We start from the raw sequence: 19,191 nt of genomic DNA, 5'->3' as shown, positions 1-19,191 counted from the left end.
ATTTTGTCTATCAAAACCTTGTTAATTTTACTCCATAACGAAATAAAACAGCCAGCAGTACCAAGCAACTCCCCAGAAGTTATTTACTTTCTTGTACTTGATAAAGTTCTACTTGGTACCAGGGCGGACTATTACCAACTACTTCGGTGTTCGTAGAAACATCGGCGATAAAGGTGCTGTTTACTTTTAAACCGGGCAAAGGAGGGGTTAAATCAGGTAACAATTGCGCCGTTGGTTTCAGGGAAAAAACAAAATATGCGTTTATTTCTTTATTCGGCACCAAAGTTTGGTTAAAAGAATGCCCGTAACCGATAATTTTTAAAATTTTTACTTTAGCCCGGCAAGGCGTTTGCCCGCAAATACCCGTAGCGGTGGCATCAGGTTGCGGTGAAATGGCCGTTACCATTCCTAACATGCGGCAATGACCGGGAGCAATGCCGGGTAGCGCTATTTGTTTTTGGTGTTTCATCGGTACCGCTGTAACTTCTTTTCTGCCATCCATGGGCGTTGCAGGAGTAACATTTGACTGTGCTTCGTGTTTTTGCTGCGCCGATGACTTGCAACTACAAGCTACTATAGTCAACCATAAACATCCTATTCTAATATAAGCCGTTATTTTCTTTGGGCACCTCTTCATTCCTTTCATTTAGCTTAGGTAACTACAGCAGCAGTATACTAGTAATACGTTTTTTTTAAATTTTTATTAATTTCCTACCAATAAGTTTTTCTACCAAAAGCTACAGATAACTTTTGAAAAGCGACTAAGTTTAATTTTTAAAAAAATTTTAAATAATTGATAAGCTGTTTAAGATTGAATATTTTAACCCCGGCGTTTGGGTTTGTAATGCGCGCTGTTAAAAATCTTTTGAGCGTCTTTTTCGGCCATTAATTGCGGTAAGGTAACTTCCGGATTTTCTTCCATGTATTTGCGCACAATTTGCCAGCCCACCCAGCGGCCAATCCGACCCGGACAGTTTTCGTCAATTTCCGGCACTGTGGGGCGTTCTTCCAGGTACTTTCCCGTTCTAAAATGGTTCGTTTCGAATAATAAATTTTTCTCTACCAGGTGCGCCCATATTTTGCCTTCGTTGTACCGCACATCGGCTATTTGCTGGTCGGTAAACCCGATGATCAAAGAATCAGGGGTACAAGGCAGCACGCGTTCCGTGAAATAGTACGATTTACCGTAATATATCATTTGGGCCATCATGCGTTTATCCTGCACATCAGTTAGGTTGTACTTGGCCGATTGCTGCAAGACTACCGTGGGAATCAGGTTGGCGGGTTCGTATCGTTGTAAAATATAATTAGGTTGTTTAGGCCGATATCTGCCTTTTTTACCCACGAAATAATCTAAGCCCAGCACAATCAAGCTATCGCTAACTATCAGGTCAGGGCCCAATAAGCCGGAAATATACGTTTGAATCGTTGGTACCTGGGTTTGCGGGTAATAATACTTCATGTGCTGGAAGGCGGTCACTAATTGCTGCTGCTGAGGCGCTAAGTTGCCGAAAATTCGCTCTGTTTGGGCTACAAATTCAGCTAAAGCCGGATTAGTAACCAGACCGTATAATGACGTTACTAAATTAACATCCAAGCGGTTAGGATCGGTTTGCAGGTATTTCTGGGTGAATAAGCGGTTAGTCTGTAAGAAATGTTGTACATCTTCTTTTGACTTACTGGCGTATAAAGCTCTTTCTAGCCGTTGTATTTTCAAATTTACCGGTATGGCGGCTATTTTGGGATCTATTTCGCAGGATTTTTTCTGACAACCAACAAAAAAAAATAGAGCGAGTAAAACAACTAATTGATTGCGCATTATATATACTTTTGATACAAACTTAAAACATTATACTGATTGGCTGATGCCCCGTTTAATTATTCAACAACTATGAAAAAAATCTTTATTCTTTCGTTCTTATTAGCGTTCACTTCCATTGCATTTGCTCAAGAATTAGAACTTGGTATTAAAATTACTCCTTCTATTGCGGGTAGTCGTATTATTGCACCTTCCGAGGTGAATTTTGAAAAAGAAGGCGCTAATTTCCGGTTCGGATTTGGTGTAATTGCGGATTTATATTTTACCGATAACGCGGCTTTTTCCACCGGTTTATCTTTTACTGGCAAAGGCGGTACGGTTTCATATCCTACTTCCTTAATTACACCAGGATCTACTAATGGCCGCATCACAGACGAAATTTCGTTGCAGTATTTAGAAATCCCCTTAACGGTAAAATTATTTACGAACGAAGTAGCCACCGATATGCGTGTCTATTTCCAAACTGGTTTTTCGTTGAATCCACGCATGGGAGCCAAGGTAAATGGTGAAAAGTTAGATCAAACCAACAATAACGAAAAATATTCTAAACGATTTAACGTGTTGGATGCCGATGTTATTTTAGGAACCGGCCTCGAATACCAGGTTGGTGAAACTACTAAATTGTTCGGTGGTTTATCGTATCACCGTGGTTTGGTAAGCATCGACGATTATTACGAAAGTAAAAATGATAAAATAGAACTTCGGAATAATGTTATTTCACTGGACTTAGGTGTTAAATTTTAAAAATTCTTGTTTTAAATCGTCACCAACGCTGAAAAGAGCTTTTATTAGAAACAAAAAACCCGCCTTTAAGCAGAGGCGGGTTTTTTGTTTATGCATAATAGAAACTTATTAAGCTACTTCATCTACGGCTTCAAATTTATCTTGTACACTGTTTACTTCTACCGCACTAGAGTGTACTTCAATTTCTTCGTTACGTTCGTCCATTACCTTGTATTCCGTTAGGCCCAGCGAAGTATCTTTCATAACGCTTATCCATTTATAGTAATGGAAAAACCACTTCAGCTGTTTTGAAATTAAACCTTTGGTGTAATACGCGTGTAAAAACGGATGCACAAAAAGCGTAATGTTCTTCTGATTTTGGTTAACCAGTAAATCGTCAATGGTATTTTCGATTTCGTCGGTAACCAAAATGCTGGCCGATATTTTACCAGTGCCGTTACAAGTCGGACAAACTTCGCCGGTTACAATGTTTTGCTCCGGCCGTACGCGCTGGCGGGTAATCTGCATTAACCCAAATTTAGAGATGGGTAGAATCGTGGATTTAGACCGATCCCTTTTCATCTCTTCTTTTACTACATCAAACACTTTCTGGCGGTTCTCGGCCGATTTCATATCGATAAAATCCGTAACGATAATCCCGCCTAAATCCCGGAGCCGCATTTGCCGCACTACTTCGCGGGCGGCCGTCAGGTTTACGTTCAAGGCCGTAGCTTCCTGATCGGTTTCGGTGTTTGATTTATTACCACTATTCACGTCGATTACGTGGAGGGCTTCGGTGTGTTCGATTACGAGGTAACCCCCACCCGGTATGCTAACGGTTTTTCCAAACAGCGATTTCAACTGCTTCTCAATGCCGTATTGTTCAAACGTTTTTACGCGGCCCGAATAATTTTTTAAAATCCGGGCTTTGTCCGGCGCAATTTTCTCAATATACGTCTTAATTTCATCGTACAGCCGGTCATTATCTACCACAATGCTGTCGAAACTTTCGTTTAAAATATCCCGCAGGATGGACGACGATCTTCCTAGTTCGCCGAGAATTTTATCGCGCTCTTTGGCTGTACGCAGTACGTTAAAACCTTCTTCCCAATTGGCCACCATGCTGCGCAAATCTTTATCGAGTTCTGCTACTTCACGGCCTTCGGCTACTGTCCGGATAATAACCCCGAAGTTTTCGGGCTTAATGGACATAATCAGCCTTTTCAGGCGCTGGCGTTCGTCTTTGCTCACTATTTTCTTAGATACGCTTACCGTATTCGAAAACGGAACCAACACCAGATACCTGCCCGCCAGCGACAACTCACAGGAGAGCCGCGGGCCTTTAGTGGAAATAGGTTCTTTTACAATTTGCACCAGCATTTGCTGCCCTTTTTTCAGCACTTCGCCGATTTTACCGAGCTTATCAATTTCTGGTTCAAACTTATACTGGCCCAACCGGGCCGTAGCATTTTTTTGCGTCTGCGCTACTTTCACGAATTTACTCAACGACCGGAAGTTAACTCCCAAATCGTGGTAGTGGAGAAAAGCATCTTTCTCGTATCCGATATCAATAAAAGCAGCATTTAGCCCGGGCATTACTTTTTTAACGGTGCCCAGAAAAATATCTCCTACGGTGTAATTGGTATCATTTCTTTCAAAATGATATTCTACCAACCTTTTATCTTGTAGAAGCGCGATTCGTTCCCCATCCTGAGTAGAATTGATAATTAATTCATTACTCACAATTTTTAAGGGTTAGGTGTTAATTAAAATACCAAAACCCACGATTGCGCACTGCAACGTGGGCTTGCAAGATTATAACCAAAGGTTATTTTTTCTTGTGTCTGTTTTTACGAAGACGTTTTTTTCTTTTGTGGGTAGAGATTTTATGTCTTTTTCTTTTTTTACCGCAAGGCATACCTTTAATTTTGTTTAAAATTTAAAAATTTATTTTCCTTGTTCAACCGCTCCCAATTACTGGTATCGGCTAAACACCATTACTTTAATTTACTTAATTCATTATCGACCGAGGTCTGAAATCCCGGATCATCGCTTAATGTTTTTGCTTTTTTCAAAGCAACTTCGGCTTCTTGTTTTTTACCAGACTCCGCCAAGGCCACGCCTAAGTAAAAGTTACCTTGTACGTGTTTCGGATTAATACTCACCAGCTTTTCAAAGCGCTCTACGGCTTTATCGTACTGCGTAGATTGAATCGAAAGAATGCCTAAATTAAACAATGCCTTTTCATTATTGGGATCGGCCGTAATAACTTCCCGCAACAACGTAATCCCCTGCATCGGCGATTCACTGGCAATGTAGGTCATGGCAATGTTGGTTTTCGCATCCAGGTTAGCCGGGTTGTTTTTTAAAACTTTGTCGTACAAGCTACGCGCTTTCTCGCCTAAAACTTTTGAGCGGTCTTCGGTAGCCGCAAAACTAAAGGCCTCAAAATACTGATCGGCGGCTTTTTGGTAAGCCGTTTCGCCGGGACGAGCGTTGGCAGCCTGCTCGTAAAAATAACCGGCACTATCGTACTTACTGATAGCCGCGTATTTTTCGCCCAACTGCGTAGCTAATTTTAAACGGTTACCGCTATTTTGCTCTTGATCGTATTGCCGCCGAAGCAGTTGCAGCTCTCCGAGTTGTTGAGGAGTAGCTTCTACGTGGGCTACTTCTTCGGCATCATGACCTTCGCCGGGAGCGTGGGCATGACCTTCGTGGCTTTCTTCTCCGGCCGCTGGTGCCGCCCCTTTGTCGCGGGCAGCACCGGCTTTCGAGAGGGCACCTTGCTTGTCTTTATTAATAATAACACGGGGCAGAAAAAACATACCGATAATCAGCGCCAAAGCGGCTGTTATTACTAAAATCTGAGGTCGGAGCGTTTTCAGTTGCAAGCAGGATTATTATTTAAAAGATTGGTTATGATGCCGGTTTGATTTTTTAAGAAACAGTAGCTACGTTCAGCTTTTTGCTGTTCTTTATTTTCTGAACAAATGATTTCGAAGGTTTGAAAGAAGGGATAAAGTGCTCATCAATAATAATAGCCGTATTTTTAGAAATGTTACGGGCTACTTTCTTTGCTCTTTTTTTATTGACAAAGCTACCGAAACCTCTCACATAAATATTGTTGCCATTAGACATGGAATCCTTTACTACTTTGAAGAACGCTTCAACTGTAGCCGCTACATCCGTTTTCTCAATACCCGTCTTGTCTGCAATTTCTGATATTACTTCTGCTTTAGTCACTGTGGTAAAATTGGTTTGTTAGTTAGAAAAAATAATAATTATGTTCGTCCTTTTTAAAGCTAACTCTGTCTCTTGCTTAACTTTAAATCGGGGCACAAAGGTACTCCCACTTTTCGATAAGTAAAAACTATTTACTCAAAAAATCATTTTATCGCCGTTAATTGTTACTTCACTGGTTTTATTTAAATGTAATAACGCTCAAATGCTAGCTCCTGATCCTGTTGCTTTTGCAAATACTTTGCTTACCTGGTACGAACGCCACCACCGGGCATTGCCCTGGCGCGAAACCCGGGATCCGTACGCGATCTGGCTATCCGAAATTATATTACAGCAAACCCGCGTAAGCCAGGGCTTGCCTTATTACCTGGATTTTATCGCTGCTTACCCTACCGTTCAGGATCTGGCCGCCGCTCCCCCCGACGAGGTATTGCGCCACTGGCAAGGCTTAGGTTATTACTCCCGCGCCCGCAACATGCACCAGACCGCTAAGTACATAACGGTAGAATGCCACGGAATATTTCCTAACACCTATAAAGGTTTGTTACAATTAAAAGGAATTGGGCCGTATACCGCCGCTGCTATTGCTTCTTTTGCCTTCAAAGAAAAAGTGGCGGTAGTAGATGGAAACGTCTACCGCGTATTGGCGCGGGTGTTTGGTTTAGCCGAAGATACCGCCAGCCCAACGGGTAAAAAGGCTTTTCAATTATTGGCCGATTCCTTGATTTCTGTTGATCAACCGGACACTTATAACCAGGCTATCATGGAATTTGGCGCTATTCAGTGTACCCCCAATATGCCCGATTGTTTGTTTTGTCCGTTGCAGCAAGGGTGCTATGCTTTTCAGCACGGGCTGGTACAAGTACTGCCCCACAAAACAAAAGCCAAAGCTAGCCGCACCCGGTATTTCCATTACCTGGTTTTTAAGCACGAGCAAACGTATTATTTAAAAAAACGTACCGAAAGCGATGTATGGCAAGGGCTTTATGACTTTTATTTGTTGCCTAATGACACCGAACCAGCATTAGCTATAGAAATAATAAAACAGGAATTAGCTGGCTTTCACCCACCCTTGGATTATACCATTATCATTGAACCCCACAAAACGTATAAGCGTATTTTAAGTCACCAGAAAATATTAGCTAAATTTTATCTTATTCCGCTTAAATCTCGTTTAAGTGATGAAGTATTGCAGAACATGGGTTTAGCTGCTTATTCTTACGAAGAAATTGAGCAATTACCTAAAGCTGTACTTATTAGTGACTATTTGCAGGATGCTATTAAAAAATAATTATCTTTAAATTTAAAATTTAACCGTAATCTCCCTAAATCAAAACTCTATGGCAAGTGTTAATAAAGCAATTTTAGTGGGTAATCTGGGCAAAGATCCGGAAGTACGTCATTTAGAGGGCGGCGTAGCCGTAGCTCGGTTTCCGATTGCAACTTCCGAAACTTTTAAAGACAAAAACGGCGAAAAGCAGGAACGCACCGAGTGGCATAACATTGTAGTATGGCGGGGTTTGGCCGAAGTAGCCGAGAAATATTTAAAAAAAGGGCAATCCGTTTATATTGAGGGCAAGATCAGAACCAGTAATTACCAGGATAAAGAAGGCATTCAGCGGTATTCTACCGAAATAGTGGCCGATAATATGACGATGCTGGGCGGACGAGGTGATTCTGGCGCCGGCGGCAATAACCAAGATGCGGGTAATGCCTCCGCCGGTAACCGGAACGAAACGCCGGCACCTGCCTTTGAGGGCGAACCGGACGATCTACCCTTCTAACCCGATGTTTCACTAAACAGCTTTATTTTGGAAAACATGGATTCGGGCGGCGACCCGGCGAGTTATAGCGCTTGGTTAATTACCTTGTGGTTATATTTTTCCGATATTTCGGGCTTATGGCCGTATATTCCGGTTATTTGTATTTTAATTTTGTTAACAGCCTCAGCCCTGGTTTCCGGTGCTGAGGTTGCTTTTTTCTCCCTGTCGGATAAAGACCTGCTTTACTGCCGGCAAAGTGCTAAACGTTCCGAGCAGCTCATTCCGGCACTGCTGGAGAATCCGCGCCGGCTGCTTACCACGGTGCTTGTTTTAGATAATATTATTAACGTAAGCATTATCATTGTTAGCCTGCATCTTTTCTGGAATCTAGTTACTGCGCCGGTTTTTAATACGGGTTTGCTCTTTGGTATTACCTTGTTGCTCACAATAGTAATCGTATTTTTTGGGGAAGTTTTACCAAAAGTATACGCCAATCAAAAAAACTTAACAACTGCCCGCCGGATGGCCGGCGTATTGCAGGGGGCGCAAAAAGTATTAGCACCATTTGTTAATTTGCTGCTGTCGATTACTCATCTCGTAGAAAAGCGTTACCGCAACCGGCCCTCTACCCAAAAAATAGAAGAATTGCAGCAAGCCATTGATGAGGCCAGCATCCCGGACTCTACCCACGAAGAAAAAGAAATTCTGAAAGGCATTGTAAATTTTGGTTCGCTCACGGTAAAACAAATCATGTGTTCCCGCATGGATATGGCGGCTTTTGATATTGCCCAAAGGCTCGACGAACTCATCCCGTTAATTAACCAATGGGAATACTCCCGTGTACCGGTGTACGCCGGCAGCATCGACCAGATCGAAGGTATATTGTACGTAAAAGATTTACTGCCGCACCTGGATGCCCCCGCTGATTTTGCCTGGCAAACTTTACTCCGGCCGCCTTACTTTGTGCCCGAAATTAAAAAAGTAGACGATTTGCTGCGGGATTTTCAAGAACGGCACGTGCACATGGCCATTGTGGTAGATGAATACGGCGGCACCTCCGGCTTACTTACGTTTGAAGATGTAATCGAAGAAATTGTGGGTGATATTAAAGACGAGTTCGACGAAGAAGACGAAATTGTTTATTCGCAGATCGACGATAATACCTATATCTTTGAAGGCAAAACCTCATTGGCCGACTTTTGCCGGATAATAGGCTGCCCTCCGGATGTGTTTGAACCCGTTCGGGGTAAGAACGAATCACTGGGCGGTTTAATGATCGAACTTTTTTTAAAAATTCCGCAGGAAGGCGAAAATACCGAGTTTGATAAATTTAAGTTTGTAATAGAAGCGGCGGATAATAAACATGTAAAACGAATAAAAGTATATGTGGGAGAGCGTAAAGAGAATATGTCATCGGTGGCTTAATCAGCCGGTATTATTGCTGTGTGCCAGTTCACTGGTCTTTTATTCGTGCTCCGAAGAGTTTACGCCCAAACCAAAGGGTTATAATCGCATTGATCTGCCCGCTCCGAAATACCAACCGCTTACAGAAAAGCATCCTTTTTATTTTGAGTACTCGGTATACAGCAAAATCCGGCCTGATTCTTCGCGCTTGGCCGAGCCGCATTGGTTAAATGTGTATTACCCGCGGTTTAACGCTAACGTGCAACTCACTTACCGTACTATTAATCATAATCAAAAAACCTTTAACACGCTCATTGAAGATGCCCGCCGCCTGACATCCAAGCACCAGATTAAAGCCGAAGGCATTACCGAAGCGCTTATAAAAACCCCTCGTGGCAAAACTGCCAACCTGTTTGAATTAAGCGGCGAAGTACCCAGCCAATTTCAGTTTTACGTAACCGATTCGACTCAGCATTTTTTCCGGGGTGCCCTGTACTTCCGGACAGCCACTGCCAACGACTCGCTGGCTCCGGTAATTGAATACATCAAAAAAGACGTTATACATCTACTCAACACGCTGGAATGGAAGTAAATAAATTAGAATTTAAAATTTATGAGTTTGAAGTTGAAATACAGTTTAATTTTGATTGAAAATTAAATTGTATTTCTTCCTTTTTAGATTCATTTCTAATTTTTAATTCCTAATTCTTAATTTAAAAGAGTGTCTAACTTTTTCCGTACTAAAATTGAGTTCTTGAAAGGTATTGGTCCGCAAAGAGCCACCTTATTGCAAACAGAACTTCAGATTTTTACCTACGGAGATCTCATCCAGCACTATCCTTTCCGGTACCTCGACCGGACCCAGTTTTACAAAATTGCCGATTTAGACGAAGGTTTGCCTTTTGTACAGGTAAAAGGTTTTGTAAAATCCAAAGAGTTGCTGGGCGAAGGCCGTAAACAACGTTTGTCGGTGGTTTTACAGGATACTACCGGCGAACTGGAATTGGTATGGTTTAAAGGGGTAAAGTTTATGCAAACCCAACTCCAGAAAGGGCTAGAATACGTTGTTTTTGGGAAGCCTACGGTATTTAACAGTCGCTTGAATATGGCACATCCGGAGGTAGAAGCGGTGAGTGAAATAAAAGCCGAGCAAAGTTTTCTGCAACCCGTTTACAATACCACCGAAAAATTAAAAAATCACCGCGTCGACAGCAAAGCCATTGGCCGTATAATGGCCGAACTGCTGAAGTTGGCGCAACCCCAAATAAAAGAAACGCTACCCTTTTCTCTTCTGGACCGGTACCGCATGATTTCGAAAGCCGAAGCCATGCAGAATATTCACTTCCCGGTTTCAATAGAAAAATTTAACGCGGCCCGTTTCCGACTAAAGTTCGAAGAGTTGTTTTACGTGCAGCTAAAGCTGTTGCGGCAGAAAACGGTACGCAAAGCCGATTTAAAAGGCCAAGTTTTTAGGCAAGTTCCCACGCTGACCGAGTTTTACAATAATCACTTAAGCTTTGATTTAACCAATGCCCAGAAACGGGTGATCAAAGAAATATACAAAGATTTGGGCACCGGCAAACAAATGAACCGTTTGCTACAGGGCGATGTGGGTAGCGGTAAAACCATTGTGGCATTTATTGCCATGCTCATCGCCCACGACAATGGCGCGCAGGCTTGTTTAATGGCCCCTACCGAAATCTTAGCTGATCAGCATTACGTGGGTTTAAAACCATACGCCGATAAGCTGGGAATTGTGATTGGTAAACTTACCGGCTCTACCAAGCAAAGCGACCGTAAAGTACTGCACGAGCAACTGCAATCCGGCGAAATGAGCATCATTGTGGGCACGCACGCTTTACTCGAAGACGTAGTAAAATTTAAAAATCTGGGTCTTTGCATCATCGATGAGCAGCACCGCTTTGGGGTGGCGCAACGATCCAAACTCTGGCAGAAAAATCCGCGTTTTATCCCCCACGTTCTCGTCATGACAGCCACTCCTATTCCGCGTACGTTAGCTATGACCTTATACGGCGATTTAGACGTGTCGGTAATTGACGAGTTACCCGCTGGTCGCAAAGAAATCATCACGGTACACCGTTACGATTCCCACCGGTTACGCGTGTTTGGTTTTATGCGCGAACAAATAAAACTAGGACGCCAGATTTACATCGTATACCCGTTGATTGAAGAATCCGAAACCATGGATTACAAAGATTTGATGGATGGTTACGAGAGCGTGCAACGAGCTTTTCCGGAATACCGGATTAGTATGGTACACGGTAAAATGAAACCCCAGGATAAAGATTTTGAAATGCAGCGTTTCGTGAAAAACGAAACCCAGATTATGGTGGCTACTACCGTTATTGAGGTTGGCGTAAACGTGCCGAATGCTTCGGTAATGATTATTGAAAGTGCCGAACGCTTTGGCTTATCGCAGTTGCACCAGTTACGGGGCCGGGTTGGGCGGGGAGCGGAGCAAAGTTACTGCATTCTCATGACCAGTTATAAACTCAGTAAAGAAAGCAAAGTACGCCTTGAAACGATGGTGCGCACCAATAATGGTTTTGAAATTGCCGATATAGATTTAAAACTACGCGGTCCCGGCGACTTAATGGGCACCCAGCAAAGCGGGGTATTGGATTTGTTGATTGCGGACTTGGCAAAAGATGCCAAAATATTGCAGGAATCCCGGGCAGCGGCGCAGGAGATTTTAGAAATAGATCCAGAGTTAGCTTTACCGGAACACGAGAATATTAAACAACATATTCAATCGTTACAAGCAAATACGGTAAACTGGAGCCGGATTAGTTAATATTAATTCTGAGATATAAAAAGTTGCTGAATAGAGGTATTTCCTGTTTTAGAAAAATCAACTGCTTTAAGGGGATAAGCCGACGGAGGACTTACTTTAACCGGTTTGGCAGTAAGTTCCCAATTTTGTTTATCTAACCGACTGATCACAATTAAGCTCACCAACACCAACACTTTCAGTAAAGACTTCATATAATTTTTATCCGGTTAATTAAGCTATGCTTCTCTTATAAATGTTTAGGCAAAGAAAAACCTTTCGTATTGTAAACTAATTATTTGGTGATTATCGAATTATTAATTATTAAAAAAAGAACAAGGCTTTTTCTAATAGAGAAAGCTTTCTTGGCAAATTTTTAAATTATTTCACCCCAAAGCATTCAAACTATACAGATTAACTTAAACGCATTTTACCTATTCTGTTCCTAATTACCGTAGTAAAAGTAATAATCTCATTTTAAACATTCCCATCAACTTAGAATAATTATACAACATTCTTAGTATATTCCTGAAATATCTTTATTTTAGATTACTTAAGTGGTTAGACATTTTACTAAATCCTATTTTTAATCAAATTCTTAAAATTAAAAACCAGAGTAAATTATACTTACCCTTTTATTTCAAGAGCAAAAAACTTATTGGCAGTACTAAAACTTCCCTATTCCTTCAAGTGTATTCCAACTAAAACGTATTACAGAAAGTATATTTTAAAATTCCTGCGATTATAAACTGTAGTGATACCTTCTTTAGCTCTCATTGATTTACATGAAACATAAGGTATAATTTCACAAAAAAGGCTCACCTCTTCCCAGAAGTAAGCTTTTTTTTAAATTTTTAAACTTTTATTAATAAACAAACTGATTCTTTTGGATCATTTCGGCGGCGATTCGGCGGCGGGCTTCTTTGGTGTTAAAAGGCTCCGCTTTGGTAAAGCGCTTGATGCCGATAAACAGCAACTTGTACTCATCCCCTTCCGCCATAGAAGCAACGGCTTCTTTTCCGGCCAGGTAAATACCATCCAGTGCATCGTACAGGTAAACAAGGGCCATATCTTTTTGGCGAGCCGCCGCTTCTTCTCCTTTCAGGTTTATGAGTTTTTCTACGCGCAGTAAAGTTGATTCGGCGGTGTAGGTTTTAATCGCCATGTCGGCAATGTTCATGAGTACTTCCTGTTCTTTTTCGAGCGTCATCATAAACTTTTGTACCGCCGTACCCGCCACGAGTAAGATAGCTTTCTTCATGTTGCGGATAATCTTTTTTTCGGCCACAAACAAACCTTCTTCCTCATCGCCAAAATCCGGTATACTCATGAGTTCGTCCTGAATAGCTTTAGCCGGGCTCATTAAATCTAATTCGCCTTTTAAGGCTTTTTTCAGCAACATGTCTACCGTAAGCATGCGGTTGATTTCGTTGGTACCTTCAAAAATGCGGTTAATACGGGCATCGCGGTAAGCGCGGTCCATGGGGTAATCGGCGGAGTAGCCGTAGCCGCCGTAAATTTGCACGCCTTCGTCTACCACGTAGTCCAGGGTTTCAGAACCATCTACTTTTAACATGGCGGCTTCCACGGCAAATTCTTTGGCAGCACCGAGTAAGGCTTCGGCAAATGGTTTTCCAGCGGCTAGTAATTCTTGTTCTTTTAGGTAAATATCATGGCCAGTCCGGTACAAGGCCGATTCGCTGGCAAAAATCCGGGTAGCCATTTGGCCGAGTTTATGGCGGATTGCGCCAAATTTGGAAATCGGAATTTTAAACTGCGACCGTTCGTTGGTATACTTTACCGCTATATTTAATACTTTTTTGGAAGCTCCTAAGGTAGCGGCTGCCAGTTTAATCCGGCCTAAATTTAAAATATTGAAGGCAATCAAATGACCTTTCCCAATTTGGCCCAGAATGTTTTCCTGGGGTACTCTACAATCTGTTAAAAAAACCTGGCGGGTAGAAGACCCTTTAATGCCCATCTTGTGCTCTTCGTTGCCTAAGCTTAATCCCGGAAAATCTTTTTCCACGATAAAGCCGGTGAACTTATCGCCGTCTACCTGCGCAAACACGATAAAAACCTGGGCAAAACCAGCATTGGTAATCCACATTTTCTGACCGTTCAGAATGTAATTTTCGCCGGCTGCATCTAGTACCGCTTTGGTTTTAGCTGCCAAAGCATCGGAACCAGAACCTGGTTCCGTAAGGCAATAAGCGGCCGTCCATTCGCCGCTGGCTAGTTTGGGTAAGTATTTTTGCTTTTGATCCTCTGTCCCAAAATATAAAATAGGCAACATGCCAATACCCGTATGCGCCGCAAAAGCCACCGGAAATGAATGCCCCCCACCTACTGATTCCGTAACGAGTAAGGAAGTATTAAAATCTTTATCAAAACCGCCGTATTCCTCGGGCAGCGACAAAGCAAATAAACCTAACTCACCGGCTTGTTTCATCAAACCTTCCATCAAGCCTTCTTCGTGGTTATCCAGGCGGTCCAGTAAAGGCTCTACTTGCGTCTGCACGAATTCTTTAGCCGTGTCCGCCATCAGGCGCTGTTCTTCGTTAAATTCCTCAGGAATAAATATATCAGAGGCCAAGGTTTCTTTAATCAGAAACTCGCCGCCTTTTAAGGTTTTGTTTATTGTTTCCATAAGCTTAGACGCTAGACACTAGTATCTAGACATTAGATATTTTGTTTATAATTGATATTCAAAAACCATTAATCATCTTTTGCACTTTCATTATCTGTTCAGATAATTCTAAGTACTTTTCGTGTTTTATAAAACCAAAGGAATTCGCCAAAATCATTTGCGTTTTCAATTCAAAAGCTGAACCAAGGACAACACCTCAGAATTGAACAAATTCCTTATTAGAATTTCTACCTGCACCTTCAGCAATATTAGACGGAATAGAAACAGCGGACCTATTAACCGGTGATATAAGTCCATATTTTTCATTAACTGGAAAGTTAGCGGTAACCTGATTAATTAATCTTGCTAATACAGTTCCTTCCTGCCAGATTTTAAATTCTTTATGGTTATGCATGCGTCTAATATCTAGTGTCCAGATTCTAGCATCTAACTAAGCAGTTCATAAATCCCCGCTACGCCTTGTCCACCTCCCACGCAGGCGGTTACTAAACCGTATTTTTGTTTGCGGCGGCGGAGTTCGTGCCATTGCTGAATGCTGAGTTTAGCGCCCGAGCAACCCAGCGGGTGACCGGTGGCAATTGCCCCACCGCTCACGTTTAATTTTTCTTCCGGAATGTCTAAATGGCGGATTACCGCTAAAGTTTGCGCCGCGAAGGCTTCGTTTATTTCAAAAAGATCAATATCGTTCAGGTGGAGACCAGCTTGTTTGATGGCTTTGGGTACGGCGGCAATGGGTCCCATGCCCATGATGCGGGGATCAACACCGCCGGTAGCGTAGGTCACCATGCGGGCAATCGGTTCCAGGTTTAGTTCTTTTACCATCCGTTCGCTCATCACGATTACAAAGGCAGCTCCATCCGACGTTTGCGAAGCATTACCGGCCGTTACCGTTCCGTTTTGCGCAAAAACCGGTTTTAATTTGGCCAGTTTATCCAGCGAAGTATCGGCCCGGGGTCCTTCGTCGGTATCAACCACGAAGGACCGGGTTTTCTTTTTACCGTTTTCATCTACGTAGGTTTCTTCAATGGTGATAGGCACAATCTGCTCTTGAAACAAACCGGCTTCAATGGCTTTTATCGCTTTCTGGTGAGAGTTATAAGAAAACGCATCCTGGTCTTCGCGGGTAACGTTATAATCTTTGGCAACAGCTTCGGCGGTTAAACCCATGCTCAGAAAATATTCGGGGTGCTTTACGGCCAGGTTGTAATTAGGCGCGGTTTTAAATCCTACCGTGGGCACCAAGGACATAGACTCGGTACCGCCGGCAATAATGCAGTCCGAAATACCGGCCGCAATCTTGCTGCAGGCAATGGCAATGGTTTCGATCCCGGAACCGCAGTAACGGTTTACCGTCATCCCGGATACACTGGTGGGCAAGGATAGCAGGGCAATCATCCGGCCCATCTGTAAACCTTGTTCCGCTTCGGGCACCGCATTACCCACGATCAAGTCATCTACTCGTTCCGGGTCGAGTGCGGGAACCGAAGCCAGCAAATGTTTAATAACTTCGGCAGCCAAATCGTCGGGGCGGGTAAACCGGAAACCACCCCGGCTGGCTTTGGTAATAGCTGAACGATATCCGGCTACGATATAGGCATTTTGCATAATTTTAGATGTTAGGTATTGGATGTTGAAGGTTAGATTTTTGTTGCTCCGCCATACTTTTTAATTTTTTAATTTTTAAAATCGACTTCTTCTAACGCACTGGGCAGTTTGTAGAAAAGCCACTTATCCTAACTTCTCAAAAGATTCTTGCGGAAGAACAATGTTCAAATAGTTTACAGCTAATCTACATTCTTGTCATTTTTGTCATTCTGAAAGAATCTTCTGAGTAGAACTGAATGCCATTTGCTCTCTTCTGCTAGAATATTACTTGTAACTTTTAGCCGTATATATTCAGCATGTTCATTTTTGGATTGATGGATTTAATTAACGCTTCTTTTTCTTGACGATTCATTAACTTAATTTCTTCTTCCCTTTCTATGGCATGTTGCACGCGTGTGTGCCTTTCGTAATAAATCAAATTATAACAGTAGTATTTTCCAGCAAAGGTTTCCAGCTTACCTTTATTCTCCCGGTGTTCCTGTAACCTTCTTTCCAGGCTATTTGTCATACCTACATAAAGAACCGTTTTGCCCGGATTAGTAGTGATATACACAAAATAGTTATAATTGAACATAGCATCAGTTCTCCAGGCTCATCAGAAGATTCTTTCAGAATAACAGTGTGAGAAATACAGAATTCATAAAAGATTAACCTTGATTCGGGTTAAAACAAATCATCTATCATTCATAATTTTTAAATTTTTTAATTCCGCAAGGGTTTACCGGAAGTTAAAATGCTCTTGATGCGTTCCAGAGTTTTGCGTTCGCCGGTGAGTGATAAAAAAGCTTCGCGTTCCAGGTCGAGCAAGTACTGCTCCGATACTAAAGTAGGTGCTGATAAGTCACCGCCGGACATCACGTAGGCTAGCTTACGGGCAATTTTCTGGTCGTGCTCCGAGATATAGCTGCCTTCGTACATGGCGTACACACCCGAGATAAACATTCCTAAAGCACCCCGACCCAGCACTTTAATATCCTTGCGCGGCAGTGGTTGCGTATAACCGGCTTCGGCAAGTTCAATGGCGGCTAACTTAGCCTCGGCGAGCAATCGGTTATTGTTAATGGTAATGGCATCGCCCCGGCGCATAAAACCTAAATCAAAAGCTTCTTCGGCGGAAGTAGATACTTTGGCCATCGCGATGGTGGTAAAAGTGTTGCGTAAGCTGTTAAATTCGGGATCGCCTTCTTCAAAAGAATCAGCGGTGCGTAAAGTCATTTCTTTGGTGCCGCCACCCCCCGGAATTAAACCTACCCCAAACTCTACCAAACCCATGTAAGTTTCAGCGGCAGCTTGAATTTTATCGGCGTGCAAACTCAACTCGCAACCGCCCCCCAAGGCTAAACCATGCGGCGCCGCTACCACCGGAATAGAGCTGTACCGCATACGCATCATGGTATTCTGGAACTGCCGGATCATGATGTTGAGTTCGTCGTAATCCTGGTCGAGGGCGTACATGTATACCAGTGCCAGGTTAGCCCCCGCCGAAAAATTAGGCGCATCGTTGCCTACTACCAAACCCTGAAAATCTTTCTCGCCAATTTCAATGGCTTTGTTCAAGCCCTGAATAATTTCAGAACCCAGCGTGTTCATTTTGGTATGGAATTCTAAATTCAGGATACCATCGCCAATGTCGAATAAAGTGGAGCCGGCATTTTTCCAGACCACGTTACTTTCCCGGAAGTTATCCAGAATAATAAAGCTTTCGGTACCCGGGATATACTGGTAAGATTTACTCGGGATATCGTAATAAAGCCGCGTGCCTTTATCCGTTTTGTAAAATGAGGTGTTACCAGCCGCCAGAAAATCGTACACCCAGGCTGCAGGTTTTCGTTCTTCGGCCTCCATAGCTTTCACGGTTTCGGATACGCCTAAGGCATCCCATATTTCAAAAGGGCCAATATCCCAACCGAAACCGGCGCGCATGGCATCATCAATCCGGTACAGTTCGTCGGATATTTCGGGAATGCGGTGGGAGATGTAATTAAATAAACCGTGCGAAGTAGCTTTAAAAAAAGCAGCTGCTTTATCGCCGCCAGTGTACAAAGCTCTCAGGCGGGGTTTTAAATGATCAATGGTTTTAAGCGGCTCCAGACTGGCAAACTTTACTTTTTGTTTGGGAGCGTATTCCAGCGAATTTAAATCTAAAGTTAAGATTTCGGTTTCGCCTTGCGCATTTTTAGTTTTCTTGTAAAAACCCTGGCCGGTTTTATCGCCTAACCAATTCTTCTCCAGCAATTGCTGCACGTAAGTTGGTAATTGAAACAGTTCGCGGGCTTCGTCTTTTTCACCAGTATGATATAAACCTTGCGCTACTTTGGCCAGCGTATCCAGCCCTACTACATCTAAAGTCCGGAAAGTGGCTGATTTTGGGCGGCCAATTACCGGACCGGTAATACGATCGACTTCGTCGATGTTTAAGCCCAGCTTTTGCATCTGGTGAAAGCCGTCCATTATTCCGAAAATGCCGATGCGATTGGCAATAAAGGCTGGCGTATCTTTGGCTAACACGGTGGTTTTGCCCAGGTATAAATCGCCGTAATGCAGCAGAAAGTCCACTACTGCTTTATCGGTTTCGGGAGTAGGAATAATTTCGAGCAGCTTTAAATAGCGCGGCGGATTAAAAAAGTGCGTTCCGCAAAAGTGTTTCCGGAAATCGTCGGAGCGGCCGGCCGCCATCAGGTGAATAGGAATACCGGACGTATTAGAAGTTATCAGGGTGCCGGGTTTACGGAACTGTTCTACTTTTTCGTAAAGGCTTTGCTTAATTTTTAAATTTTCGACTATACCTTCAACGGTCCAGTCGCAGGTGGCAATATCTTTTAAGTTATCGTTAAAATTGCCGGTGGTAATAAACTTAGCGTCGGCTTTCCGGTAAAGCGGGGCGGGGTTAGAACCAATAGCGCTTTGTAAGGCGCTGTTCACAATCCGGTTTTTTACCGCAGGATGGTCGAGGGTTAAACCACGCTGCGCTTCTTCCGGAGCCAGTTCTTGGGGAGCCATATCGAGCAGCAAAACGGGTACGCCAATATTGGCGAAATGGCAGGCAATGCGCGAACCCATAACGCCCGACCCTAAAACCGCAACTTTTTTAATTATTCTCTTCATATGCTAGACACAAGTATCAAGATGTTAGACACTAGACTCTCTTTAAAGTAGGTATAGGTTATTAGTGGATCGATTAAGGAAATATTTA

The 19,191-nt window shown here is 42.9% G+C and carries 16 protein-coding genes and 1 pseudogene; 6 read left to right on the top strand and 11 right to left on the bottom strand.

The window, feature by feature from the left end; translation table 11 throughout:
- Nucleotides 1–79: 79 nt before the first annotated feature.
- A complete protein-coding gene (locus AHMF7616_RS24160; protein ID WP_147275777.1) occupies nt 80–583 on the bottom strand; it encodes a hypothetical protein in 504 nt (167 codons plus the stop codon).
- 237 nt (nt 584–820) lie between these two features.
- Nucleotides 821–1,819, bottom strand: coding sequence for a gliding motility lipoprotein GldB (gldB, locus tag AHMF7616_RS24155; RefSeq protein ID WP_115375220.1), 999 nt, complete (start codon nt 1,817–1,819; stop codon nt 821–823).
- Nucleotides 1,820–1,891: 72 nt separating this feature from the next.
- Here gldB and AHMF7616_RS24150 point away from each other — a divergent pair, with 72 nt between their 5' ends.
- Nucleotides 1,892–2,563, top strand: a complete 672-nt coding sequence (locus AHMF7616_RS24150; RefSeq protein ID WP_115375219.1) for a porin family protein — start codon at nt 1,892–1,894, stop codon at nt 2,561–2,563.
- Between the two features lie 108 nt (nt 2,564–2,671).
- Here the strand turns inward: AHMF7616_RS24150 and AHMF7616_RS24145 are convergent, their stop codons facing one another.
- From AHMF7616_RS24145 to AHMF7616_RS24135, 3 genes are all read right to left on the bottom strand, one after another.
- Complete coding sequence (locus AHMF7616_RS24145) at nt 2,672–4,285, bottom strand: Rne/Rng family ribonuclease (RefSeq protein WP_115375218.1); 1,614 nt, start codon at nt 4,283–4,285, stop codon at nt 2,672–2,674.
- 254 nt (nt 4,286–4,539) lie between these two features.
- Complete coding sequence (locus AHMF7616_RS24140) at nt 4,540–5,436, bottom strand: tetratricopeptide repeat protein (protein ID WP_233507726.1); 897 nt, start codon at nt 5,434–5,436, stop codon at nt 4,540–4,542.
- 46 nt (nt 5,437–5,482) lie between these two features.
- A complete protein-coding gene (locus AHMF7616_RS24135) occupies nt 5,483–5,788 on the bottom strand; it encodes an HU family DNA-binding protein (RefSeq protein ID WP_115375217.1) in 306 nt (101 codons plus the stop codon).
- 202 nt (nt 5,789–5,990) lie between these two features.
- Here AHMF7616_RS24135 and mutY point away from each other — a divergent pair, with 202 nt between their 5' ends.
- The 5 genes from mutY (at nt 5,991) to recG (ending at nt 11,767) form a co-directional block, all read left to right on the top strand.
- Nucleotides 5,991–7,076, top strand: a complete 1,086-nt coding sequence (gene mutY / locus AHMF7616_RS24130) for an A/G-specific adenine glycosylase (protein WP_115375216.1) — start codon at nt 5,991–5,993, stop codon at nt 7,074–7,076.
- A 49-nt stretch (nt 7,077–7,125) separates the two neighbouring features.
- Nucleotides 7,126–7,569, top strand: coding sequence for a single-stranded DNA-binding protein (locus AHMF7616_RS24125; protein ID WP_115375215.1), 444 nt, complete (start codon nt 7,126–7,128; stop codon nt 7,567–7,569).
- A gap of 36 nt (nt 7,570–7,605) precedes the next feature.
- Entirely contained in the window at nt 7,606–8,973 is a 1,368-nt protein-coding gene (gene gldE, locus AHMF7616_RS24120; protein ID WP_115375760.1) for a gliding motility-associated protein GldE, read from the top strand.
- Nucleotides 8,933–9,544, top strand: coding sequence for a gliding motility lipoprotein GldD (gene gldD / locus AHMF7616_RS24115; protein ID WP_115375214.1), 612 nt, complete (start codon nt 8,933–8,935; stop codon nt 9,542–9,544). Before gldE ends, gldD begins: the two co-directional genes overlap by 41 nt.
- 129 nt (nt 9,545–9,673) lie before the next feature.
- Nucleotides 9,674–11,767 carry an ATP-dependent DNA helicase RecG gene (gene recG / locus AHMF7616_RS24110; RefSeq protein WP_115375213.1) on the top strand — a complete coding sequence of 698 codons (2,094 nt, stop codon included), beginning with the start codon at nt 9,674–9,676 and terminating at the stop codon, nt 11,765–11,767.
- A 2-nt stretch (nt 11,768–11,769) separates the two neighbouring features.
- Here recG and AHMF7616_RS24105 read toward each other — a convergent pair whose 3' ends face one another.
- From AHMF7616_RS24105 to AHMF7616_RS24080, 6 genes and pseudogenes are all read right to left on the bottom strand, one after another.
- On the bottom strand, nt 11,770–11,958 hold the full coding sequence (locus AHMF7616_RS24105) for a hypothetical protein (protein WP_115375212.1): 189 nt from the start codon (nt 11,956–11,958) through the stop codon (nt 11,770–11,772).
- A 650-nt stretch (nt 11,959–12,608) separates the two neighbouring features.
- Nucleotides 12,609–14,393: an acyl-CoA dehydrogenase family protein gene (locus AHMF7616_RS24100; protein WP_115375211.1), complete on the bottom strand. Its 1,785-nt coding sequence runs from the start codon at nt 14,391–14,393 to the stop codon at nt 12,609–12,611.
- A 58-nt stretch (nt 14,394–14,451) separates the two neighbouring features.
- Nucleotides 14,452–14,787: pseudogene (locus AHMF7616_RS24095) on the bottom strand (four helix bundle protein).
- Nucleotides 14,788–14,819: 32 nt separating this feature from the next.
- Entirely contained in the window at nt 14,820–15,998 is a 1,179-nt protein-coding gene (locus AHMF7616_RS24090) for a thiolase family protein (protein WP_115375210.1), read from the bottom strand.
- Between the two features lie 277 nt (nt 15,999–16,275).
- Nucleotides 16,276–16,572 (bottom strand): GIY-YIG nuclease family protein, encoded by a 297-nt coding sequence (locus AHMF7616_RS24085; protein ID WP_115375209.1) that lies wholly within the window; start codon nt 16,570–16,572, stop codon nt 16,276–16,278.
- A 128-nt stretch (nt 16,573–16,700) separates the two neighbouring features.
- Nucleotides 16,701–19,103 (bottom strand): 3-hydroxyacyl-CoA dehydrogenase/enoyl-CoA hydratase family protein, encoded by a 2,403-nt coding sequence (locus AHMF7616_RS24080; protein ID WP_115375208.1) that lies wholly within the window; start codon nt 19,101–19,103, stop codon nt 16,701–16,703.
- Nucleotides 19,104–19,191: the final 88 nt, after the last annotated feature.

This window comes from Adhaeribacter pallidiroseus (assembly GCF_003340495.1).
Classification (GTDB): Bacteria; Bacteroidota; Bacteroidia; order Cytophagales; family Hymenobacteraceae; genus Adhaeribacter; species Adhaeribacter pallidiroseus.
This window is presented reverse-complemented; position numbering and strand designations above follow the sequence as displayed.